Source organism: Arthrobacter sp. NPDC057259, assembly GCF_042668995.1.
Taxonomy (GTDB): domain Bacteria; phylum Actinomycetota; class Actinomycetes; order Actinomycetales; family Micrococcaceae; genus Arthrobacter.
Genome location: NZ_JBHUYA010000008.1, coordinates 205,965 through 215,447, shown reverse-complemented (window position 1 = coordinate 215,447; position 9,483 = coordinate 205,965). Strand labels below are relative to the sequence as shown.

Annotated in this window: 9 protein-coding genes; 2 read left to right on the top strand and 7 right to left on the bottom strand. The window is 64.3% G+C overall.

Features of this window, described 5'->3' with window-relative positions; translation table 11 throughout:
• Window positions 1-226: 226 nt before the first annotated feature.
• Complete coding sequence (locus tag ACFUCU_RS14265; RefSeq protein ID WP_377973175.1) at window positions 227-934, bottom strand: hypothetical protein; 708 nt, start codon at window positions 932-934, stop codon at window positions 227-229.
• A gap of 144 nt (window positions 935-1,078) precedes the next feature.
• Between ACFUCU_RS14265 and ACFUCU_RS14260 the strand changes: the two genes are divergently transcribed.
• On the top strand, window positions 1,079-1,972 hold the full coding sequence (locus ACFUCU_RS14260) for a glucose 1-dehydrogenase (protein WP_377973174.1): 894 nt from the start codon (window positions 1,079-1,081) through the stop codon (window positions 1,970-1,972).
• A gap of 106 nt (window positions 1,973-2,078) precedes the next feature.
• Here ACFUCU_RS14260 and ACFUCU_RS14255 read toward each other — a convergent pair whose 3' ends face one another.
• The 4 genes from ACFUCU_RS14255 to ACFUCU_RS14240 form a co-directional block, all read right to left on the bottom strand.
• Window positions 2,079-3,689: an alkaline phosphatase D family protein gene (locus ACFUCU_RS14255; protein WP_377973173.1), complete on the bottom strand. Its 1,611-nt coding sequence runs from the start codon at window positions 3,687-3,689 to the stop codon at window positions 2,079-2,081.
• A 143-nt stretch (window positions 3,690-3,832) separates the two neighbouring features.
• Window positions 3,833-4,036, bottom strand: a complete 204-nt coding sequence (locus tag ACFUCU_RS14250; RefSeq protein WP_208747914.1) for a cold-shock protein — start codon at window positions 4,034-4,036, stop codon at window positions 3,833-3,835.
• 208 nt (window positions 4,037-4,244) lie between these two features.
• Window positions 4,245-5,474, bottom strand: a complete 1,230-nt coding sequence (locus tag ACFUCU_RS14245) for an acyltransferase family protein (RefSeq protein WP_377973172.1) — start codon at window positions 5,472-5,474, stop codon at window positions 4,245-4,247.
• A 20-nt stretch (window positions 5,475-5,494) separates the two neighbouring features.
• Window positions 5,495-5,983 (bottom strand): SRPBCC family protein, encoded by a 489-nt coding sequence (locus ACFUCU_RS14240; protein ID WP_377973171.1) that lies wholly within the window; start codon window positions 5,981-5,983, stop codon window positions 5,495-5,497.
• A 135-nt stretch (window positions 5,984-6,118) separates the two neighbouring features.
• On the opposite strand from ACFUCU_RS14240, the gene ACFUCU_RS14235 reads away from it, so the two are divergent.
• A complete protein-coding gene (locus tag ACFUCU_RS14235; RefSeq protein ID WP_377973170.1) occupies window positions 6,119-6,499 on the top strand; it encodes a hypothetical protein in 381 nt (126 codons plus the stop codon).
• Window positions 6,500-6,863: 364 nt separating this feature from the next.
• Here the strand turns inward: ACFUCU_RS14235 and ACFUCU_RS14230 are convergent, their stop codons facing one another.
• Window positions 6,864-7,886 (bottom strand): restriction endonuclease PLD domain-containing protein, encoded by a 1,023-nt coding sequence (locus ACFUCU_RS14230; protein ID WP_377973169.1) that lies wholly within the window; start codon window positions 7,884-7,886, stop codon window positions 6,864-6,866.
• 23 nt (window positions 7,887-7,909) lie between these two features.
• Window positions 7,910-8,983, bottom strand: a complete 1,074-nt coding sequence (locus ACFUCU_RS14225) for a DNA cytosine methyltransferase (RefSeq protein ID WP_377973168.1) — start codon at window positions 8,981-8,983, stop codon at window positions 7,910-7,912.
• Window positions 8,984-9,483 lie beyond the last annotated feature (500 nt).

Sequence of the window (9,483 nt, the reverse complement as noted above, 5' to 3'; positions counted from 1 at the left end):
CAAGGGGGTCGGTCGCTATCTTTCCGCTTCAGCGGCGGCGACTCGAATAACTTTACACACGAACACCGGACCACACAAATCGCACCCCCAAGGCCATCCACCGCCCCGAAAACCCCCGGAAACCCGGGGATTTCGGGGCGTGGCAGGGGCCGAATTCCCGTCAGACACGGGAACCCGGTTCTGTGCAGCGCGTCACGTCTCGAGGGCTCTTCGCCGGTCGGCCGCCCTAAGCCGCGAGCGCACTCCCCTGGGTCCGCGCCATGAACTCCCCTGCCCGGCGGAAGTCCCAGTAGGTGTAGACCAAGCCCACCCCCATCAGCAGCGAGGCCGTCGCGAAGAGCCACGAAAAGAGGCCACCCCAGTGAATGACTTGCGGCAGAAAGATGAGCGCCTGAATCGGGAACAACATCAGCTGGGTGGCCAGACCCCGCCGGAGTTGCACGGCCGCGGCCCGGGTCACGTCAACCCACCGAGGGTCGATCGGCTCCTTCCCGCGGATCTGCCGACGGACGGACTTCCGCTCCTCGTCGGTCAAGGACAGCATGACGTCCACCCTGCCTGGCGAGGCCGCCGGCGCAATCCGTTTCCGGTTGTAGATGATGCCGCCGACGCTGGCGGCCAGGACGGCGCAAAGGACGCCCAGCGCCACTATCAGCTCCCAGTCCACCGGCCCGGCCAAGGACACGAGCAGTCCCGCCACGGCAACCCCCGCCCCAATAACAAGCGCGCCGGCCGGAAGATAGAGGCCGTAGTAGCGGCGAATCGCGGGCCCGAGTCCCCGATCTCCGATGCCGGCAGCCCGACGTCGTGCGGCTTCCCACCGCTTCTCGCCGCGCTTCAGGAGATCGTCGACTCCGCTCATCGCGTCCTCTCCCCCGGCAAACGGCGCCACCGCCGCTAGGGCCATCTTTGTCCCACACACCGCAGTTGCCAAGGGCGGACCCTCCCCCGCGTTGCGCGCTCCCCGCCGTCGAACTAGGGTGATTGATAAGCATGCTTAGCATGCCGTGGGATCCACCCGCCGCCCGAGCCCGGGCCGCCTGATGGCCGGGCCGCACGCACCTATCGGAGGAGAACTATGTCTGACCAGTACACGTTCAGGAACCCCGTCACGGCGTATGACCAGATTGAGCCGCCGGAGCAGAGCCAGCCGGAACCCGGCCTGGACGCGAAGATGACCCCAAGGGCGGACCTTGGCGAGGAGACCTACCGCGGCACCGGCCGGCTGGAGGGCCGCAAGGCGCTCATCACCGGCGCGGACTCGGGGATCGGCGCCGCCACGGCCATCGCCTTCGCCCGCGAGGGGGCCGACGTCGTCATGTCCTACCTCCCGGAGGAGGAAGAGGACGCCGCCCGGATCGCGGGCCTGATCGAGAAGGCCGGCCGCAAGGCGGTCAAGGTCCCCGGCGACCTGAAGGATTCGGCCGTGTGCCGCGAGCTGGTCGAGACGGCCGTCCGGGAGCTCGGCGGCCTGGACATCCTGGTCAACAACGCCGGCAAGCAGATGGCGCAGAAGGCCCTGGGCGACATTACCGATGTCGAGTTCGACCACACGTACAAGACCAACGTGTACGCGATGTTCTGGCTGACCAAGGAGGCGCTGCCGCACCTGCCGGCCGGCGCGACCATCATCAACTCGACCTCCATCCAGGCGTACAGCCCCTCGGAGACGCTGGTGGATTACGCCTCCACCAAGGCTGCGATCAACAACTTCACCAAGGGCCTGGCGCAGCAGCTGGCGCCCAAGGGCATCCGCGTCAACGCCGTGGCGCCGGGCCCCATCTGGACCCCGCTGCAGCCCAGCGGCGGCCAGCTCACCGAGGACCTGCCGGAGTTCGGCAAGGAGACCCCGCTGGGCCGCGCCGGCCAGCCGGCCGAGCTCGCCCCGGCCTACGTGTTCCTGGCCTCCCCCGAGTCCAGCTACGTGATCGGCGAGACGCTGAACGTCAACGGCGGCATGCCGACGCCGTAACGTCCCTCTCGCCAAACGCCAGTGGGCCCCTCCCGGACTTCTCCGGGTGGGGCCCACTGGCGTTTGGGGATCCGCGCACGACGGCGGCCCCCCGCACGCGCGGAGGTTACCGTTGCGGCGGGAGGGACTTGCTCCAGACCACGGTGCCGTTGGCGTCGCGGAGGCTGACGGTGAAGACGTCATCCGCGCCGAGGTCCACGTGGCCGAAGAACTGGCTGGTGCCGCTGCGCGGGGACTCGTTGGCGTAGGCGCCGGCCTTGAAGAACTCCACTTTCGGGCCGAACGTGCCGTCCAGGGCATTGGGCCCGAAGCTGCCAGCGTTGATCGGGCCGGCCACGAACTCCCAGAACGGGTCGAAGTCGGTGAACGCGGCCCGGTCCGGCGAGTAGTGGTGCGCGGCGCAGTAGTGCACGTCGGCGGTCAGGAAGACCACGTTTTTAACCCGGTTGCGCTTGAACGCCGAGAGCACCGCGGCGAGCTCGAGCTCCTTGCCCAGCGGGGCGCCGTCGTCGTGGTTGGACAGCGATTCCTCGTTCACCGGCCCGTCGGGGACCACCAGCCCCAGCGGCAGGTCGTTGGCGATCACCTTCCACGTGGCCTTGGAGCGGCTGACCTCGCGGATCAGCCAGTCCGTCTGCTCCTGGCCCAGGATGTGGGTCAGGTGCGTTTCCTTGCCGTCGGTGTTCGGGTCCTTGAAGCTGCGCATGTCCAGGCAGAAGATGTCCAGCTGCGGGCCGCGGGAGATCTTGCGGTAGATCCGTTCGGGTTCGAACCCGGTGCCGCCGGCGCTCACCCCGGCGATGGGCTGGTATTCCTGCCAGGCCTGCCGGCCGCGGGCGGCGAGGACGTCCACGCGGCGTTCGGTGTAGCGGGTGTCGGTGAGGATCTGGCCGGGGTACCAGTTGTTGTGCGTCTCGTGGTCGTCCCACTGGGCGATGACGGGCACCTCGGCGTAGAGGGCGCGGATGTTCTTGTCCATCAGGTTGTAGCGGTGCCGGCCGCGGAAGTCGTTGAGCGTCTCGGCCACCTTGGAGACCTCCTCGGTGACCAGGTTGCGCCAGATCTGCCCGTCGGGTTCGGTGACCTGGGCGCTGATGGGGCCGTCGGCGTAGATGGTGTCGCCGGAGTGGATGAAGAAGTCCGGGCGGGTGGCGTGCATGGCCGCGTAGCCGCGCATCCCACCGATCTCCTCGTTGATGCCCCAGCCCTGGCCGGCGGTGTCGCCGGTCCAGACGAAGCTTTGGCCGCGGGCTTCCCGGCCGCTGGCCAGCAGCCCGGTGTCGGCGGCGGTGCTGAAGGAGCCCTGCGCGGTTTCGCCGGCGAGGCCGTCCGCGTCCTCGAAGTGCATGCTGACGGCGAAGCGGGTGCCGGCGGGCAGGTGGCTCGCGTCGATCCGGGCGGTGAAGTCGGTGGCCTCGGTGGCGGCACTGCCCCGCAGCACCCGGCGGAAGGCGCGGCCGCCGCGCAGCAGGGACCCGCCGTCGTCCACAGCCAGCAGCTCCGCCACCAGGGTGCCGGACCCGGACGAGCGGGACCACAGGACACCGGAGCCGGTGGTGACGTCGCCGGTGGAGATGCCGGAGGGCAGGGTCAGGCGGTTGCGGACCAGGGCGACGCCGGACGCGCTGGCGGCGGTGGCGGTTCCGGGGACGACGGCGGCTGCACCGGCGGCGGCCAGGGCACCCTTGAGGACATTGCGGCGGCTGAATTCAGTCATGCCTCCACCGTTGCCGGTCCGGATGAACCGCTGGTGGCGGCGGTGTGAACGGGGCACGGGCGGCTTCCGAAGGGCACAAAAAAGCAGGGCCCGTCCGAAGACGGGCCCTGCTCGAAACCTAACGGTCCCGGAACTCTAAGAAATTAGAGGCCCTGGATGTTGGTTGCCTGCGGGCCCTTGGGGCCCTGCTCGACGTCGAAGGAGACCTTCTGGTTCTCTTCGAGGGAGCGGAAGCCGGAGGAGTTGATCGCGGAGTAGTGTGCGAAAACGTCCTGCGAGGAGTCATCGGGGGAAATGAAGCCGAAGCCCTTTTCAGCGTTAAACCATTTGACGGTACCAGTAGCCATTATTTTTGTCCTTCGTGAAGGTAGAGGGAAAATCCCGACTTTCGGGCCCTCCGGTGTGGGGTGCTCAAAACCGCTGCTTCAGAAGAACACGGACTTTCGACCGTGCGTACTGCCTGAACTACGAACTGCAAACACAACAACAGGTTCAACACTACAGGAGTTGGGCGCCGTTAATTACCACATGACGCGGAGTGCCCGGGCCGGGCGGCTAGGACTGCGGCTGGGCCTGCCGGACGTCCGCGGCCGACGGCGCCGTCCCCGGCCGGGGGTTCGACGTAGCGTCTGCGGGCCCTGTTGCGGCGACGGCCGCAGCCCGGTTGCCCTTGGTGATCCGCCGCTCGACGGCGCGGCCCGCGGCGACCGAGAGCCGGTGCGCGGGGCGTTCGACGTAGCGGAAGAACAGCTCGGCGACGCCGAAGGATGCCGCCACGCCCAGGACCAGGCCCAGCGGGAGCGAGACGCCGCGCAGCAGGGTGGCGGCGGCCAGGATGATCGGCAGGTGCACCAGGTAGAGGCTGAAGGAGATACGGCCCAGCCACTGGGCGAGGGAGGTGTCGCCCAGTTTCTTGGCCGAGCCGGAGAGCAGGAACACCAGCACGATCAGGGTGGCGCCCACAGTGATGACGGCCTCGATGCCGGGGATGGGCGGTTCGGGGCTGATCCACTCGGCGTTCGCGAGGTAGAGCCCGACGGCGGCCAGCAGCAGCCAGATCACCCGCGGCCAGGCGCTGGTCAGCTCGCGGATCCGTTCCCGTTCTGCGCTCAGGATGGAGCCGATGGCGAAGATTGGCATGTAGGTCAGCGCCTCGATGTGGAAGACGCCGCCGATGACCGCCAGGCCCAGGGCGATGGCCAGCTTGAGGTGCCAGAACCGGCGCCAGCGCAGGGCGAGGAAGACGTAGAGCGGCAGCAGCAGCGAGAACGCGACCTCCCAGCGGAGGGTCCAGAGCGGGGTGTTGATGGTGCTGGCGTTGAGCAGCAGCAGGGCGTCGCGGAAGACCTGTCCCGGGTCCGGCGTGGTGACGTACATGTCCGCCCACGGGCTCTGCAACGGCGACGGCGTGCGCGGGATCAGCACCATGAGGACGACGGCGAGTGCCAGCGCCGCCCACGCCGGCAGGTAGAGCCGCAGCAGCCGCTTGGCGTAGTACGGCGCCCAGCTCCTGCCCGGGAGGGACTTCGTGAACGGCAGGATTAGGACGAAGCCGGAGAGCACAAAGAAGACATGGACCGCGGGGGTGCCGTTCCAGAAAACGTGCAGTGGTGAGAACACCGCCCACATCTCGGGGCTGGTGAGCCGGGAGGAGCGGTCGTTCGAGACGACCCGGCCGACCCACGGTAGCGTGGAAATCGCGTGGCAGGCAACCACCACCAGGGCGGCCAGCCCGCGGAGGCCGTCCAGTTGCGTGACTCGGGTGGATCCGTGCTGATTTGGCATCGATTCATGTTACCAGTCCGTTACATTTGGGCGGCGGGGACGCTCTCGGCGATCTGCTTGATGGCGGCGAGGGTTCTGGGGATGCCGTCCAGCGCCTGCTGGGTGCGGTCGGCGATCTGGGCGTCGGCGTTGTCGCCGAATTTCTCCTGGAACATGGCGATGCCTTCCGGCAGGAATTCCCATGACTCGGTCAGGACGGTTCCGGATTCGGCCGGCGTCATCGTGAAGGCCCACCGGACGTACTTCCCGCCTACCACCCAGGCGAATTCCCGGCCGCGTTCCGCAGCCACCACCTGCGACCGGGTCTCCCACGTCCGCCCCGGGACCTCGTTCCGGCCGGTGAACCAGGCGCCGACGGTGCCGGCGCTATCCTCCTCGTCCCACCAGCAGGTTTTGCACACAGGGCTCCACTCACCGGTGCGGGTGACGTCGGAGACGAGGTCGTAGAGCGCCTCGACGGAGGCGTTGACCGTGACGGATTCCTGGTGCTGGCGAGGGTTCTGAGTCATGGCTCCATCCTTGCAGACGGCTCCCTTGTCCGTGCCGATGTCTACGAGGCGGGCCGCCGGACGCCCATCAACCGCGGGGCCGCCGGCATATCCTTCAGGAACGCGTCCGTAGCCCTCAGCGTCCCCGAGGTACCCATGGAAATGCCTAAGGCGTCCGATGCCGACAAGGACCGTTTCCGCTCGCTGGTGCCAGACCTCCCCGAGATAGTTATCAAGCCGATGTTCGGGAATCTGGGGTCTTTCGAGAACGGCAATATGTTCGCCGGCCTGTTCGGTCCCACCGTCGGCGTGAAGCTGTTCGAGGAAGACAAGGCCGCGCTCGAAGGCACCGAGCGAACCGTTCCGTTCGGGCCGGCCGAGCGCCCCATGGGTGGCTGGACCGGTTTGCCGGAGATCTGGAGCGACGAGGGCGGCAGCGATGAGCCACGCGCCAGGGCCTGGGTTGCGAAGGCGTTCGAGCATGTGGCCGGACTGCCGGCCGAAGGTGCCCAAGGCGTAGAAGCAGGCGGAGGCTAGCGCCGAGAGGGAACATGGTCTGCCGCGGCCCAGGCTCTAACTGCCGAAGTCGTCGCCAGTGAGAGTCCGCGGCATCTTCGCCCCGGGTTCACCGCAACACCTAAGGGGAGAGTGACCTCAGCGGGCGCGGCCGTCGCCGACGGCGTCGGCATGGTCCTGGCCACCTCCGGCAACATGAACTCCCCACTGCCCACGGCGTTCCCCCCGAAAACGTGGGGTCCCGTTCGCATTTATCTACGCCATCTCGTACACCGGATCGGCGGCCTCATTCTCATGCCAGACGGGTCCGACGGGTGCTCAGATTCCCCTTCATCACCTCCGGCAACGTCGTCATCAGCCACGCTCTCCGCCCAATAGCGGCCTCCTACGACACCGAAAAGTCAAGAGTGTACTGGCCGTCCCCAACGTACGTGACGTCAATATCGGAGCGTCCATATTGGTCAAGTTCTCGCCTGCCGATGAACGCTCCAGGAGGAAGACCCATACGGCGGCGAATATAGGAACCTAAATGCGAATTAGGTGCGGTAGTTGTTAGGTCCTTTCCGTAAGAATTTTCGCCGCTCGCTACTCTGACCGATAAGAGCTCCGAGTCATCTCCTATCATATCGAACGTCACATTCCGAGGAGGAAAGAAGCCACACCGTCCTATTGCCGATGGGATGGATATATAAGCCTCATCTTTACTTACCCGCCCCCGACTCAAACCCCAATTTATTCCCCCTCCAGGAAAATAGTCACCACCGTAGGTGTTGAGTAGAGACAAGCTATGCGTAACACCAACCCACTCATCGTCACTCAATGGTGGATCCGATAGACTTTTAGTCGGCCTGGTCAAGGACATTCTGGACGGTCGCTGATGACTCACGGGCAAACGCTGGCGCGTGCTTTCGTCAACGTCGCTGCAATCGAGTAGCAGGCCCATACCGGACTCGCAATATTCATCTGCCTGCTCGGGATATACGTACGTCATGACGTTCTGCTGTACCGTGCGTTGGAGGCCAAACCCTGGGTTGGTGTAGTTGGCCGAGCCCGTGAACGCGCTAGCAGGCAAGCCTTCGGCTGACCACAGGTATACCTTGGAATGCACGACATCGGGCCCGGGAAAATAGGAAATCCTCAGGCTTCCGTCCAAGAGGCTTTGCCTTGTCAAACGCACAAACGCGTCGTGTTCCGGCCTCGTTGTGCCGCCGCCCGCAAACATGCCTACGCGCAGATCGATTGATAATTTAGGCAGTGTCGCATCCAATGCGCCGACGGCAACCTTGAGGCGGTTTGTGTGCTCAATGAGCGTGGCCGGGGATGCGTAACCGGTAACAATTGTCAAGGTGTCTGCGCCCGCCAAGTGCGGCTCGATCAGGACTCTTTCAAAAAGCCTATCCGCAAACATTTCGCCCCCATTTAGTGCACTGCTTAGCTCGAAAAGACCGGAATTCGATTCATGAGATTTGGCTCCACAAAATCGTAGGGCAATTTGGCGAATGTGCGCAAGATAGCTTCAAATACGACGCGGGCCCCATCCACAGGGACGGCCATGCCGATTTGCTTGCGTACGCTTTCCTTTGACCCCTGAAAGTGGTACCAATCGGGGAAAGTCTGCAACCTAGCTCGCTCGCGATTTGTCAATGCGCGGTTCTCAGACCAGTGATAGACATGAGTGCCGCCGCCACCGGACCCGGTGATGGTGTAGGCGGGCATATCAGGGCGAAGCCTCTTGTAGATCTGGCTCATAGTCGCACCCGCTACATTAAGCTTCAGATGTTCAGGAAGATCAGCCGTGAAAGCATTCTGGCCGGGCAGAATGTGAGACAGCCGCTCCTGCACGACCGGCGATTGCTTTGTGGGTTCATTATTGTGGGCGTCAGTTGCGATAGGAGGGCACTCGATGGCGGCCTGAGAACTGACGTCCAGATGGCTGTAAAGCACCGGCGAAGGAACCCTAAACTCAACATCCTGATCGTTTCGGATACCCACGATCAGGATCCGATGGCGGGCCTGCGGTACGCCATACTGTTCGAATTTGTACAGGTGAGGGACAACTCTGTACCCGGCCTGGATCATTTCGCCGAGAATTAGCCCGAAAGTGTCTCCAGAGTTAGAGCTTCGGAGCCCACCGACGTTTTCCGCCACAAACCATAGTGGCTGGTGAGACTTTAGGACGCTAATACCATGCTGGTACAAGGGGCCGAAGGTACCGTCGATTCCTTTCTGCTCGCCTACGATACTGAAGTCATTGCAGGGGAAACCGAATGCAAACCCCTCAATCTCAGGCAGGGAGTGCGTTTCAAGGGTTCGGACGTCTTCACAGTGCACGCTATCAGCGGATGCACCGGGGATATTCGCGATATAGGTGTCGCAAGTAGAACGATCGTAGTCACTCGCCCACTGGTGAACTATTTCGTGTCCGGGCACGTTCGCTCCGGCCAGCTTTGCGCCCAGCGCGAGACCACCGGGGCCCGAAAATAACTCACCGAGTCTGTACTTCACTGCATCTCCCTTGAGAACTAACGGCCCAGCGCAGACCTGGGGTCCACGCTGCGAATCGACTTTCATCGCAACTACGAATGTATGTTCGACTGCGCCAGTCTAGCAGCTGCCTGCGACGGTGAGACGGATCCTGCAGGGGACTCGCGCGTGGGCAAGGACGACAGCCACCGCGTCACTCCGCTCTAGGTCGTTTCAGAATGTACGCAACCGGCAGGCGGCTCATCCGCCAGCAAGCTCACTTGGTCATCCGGGTTCATTGAGGCCGCGGCGACGTAAAGCTCTACGGCGCGATTAGATTCTTCCAGCTCGAGACGGTTCAAGTTGAAGCGCTTGCCTCACTCCGGCCGTAAATGAGATCCGTGATGACCCCCGTACGGAGCTAAGACTTCTTCGACGATGTTCATAGACCCCCGGAGTAGCATCAGGAAGCTGGTCGGAAGAAATTCATCCAAAGAAATTCGCCGCTCTGGGGCGACTTTGACTAAAGTTTGATCCTCGAG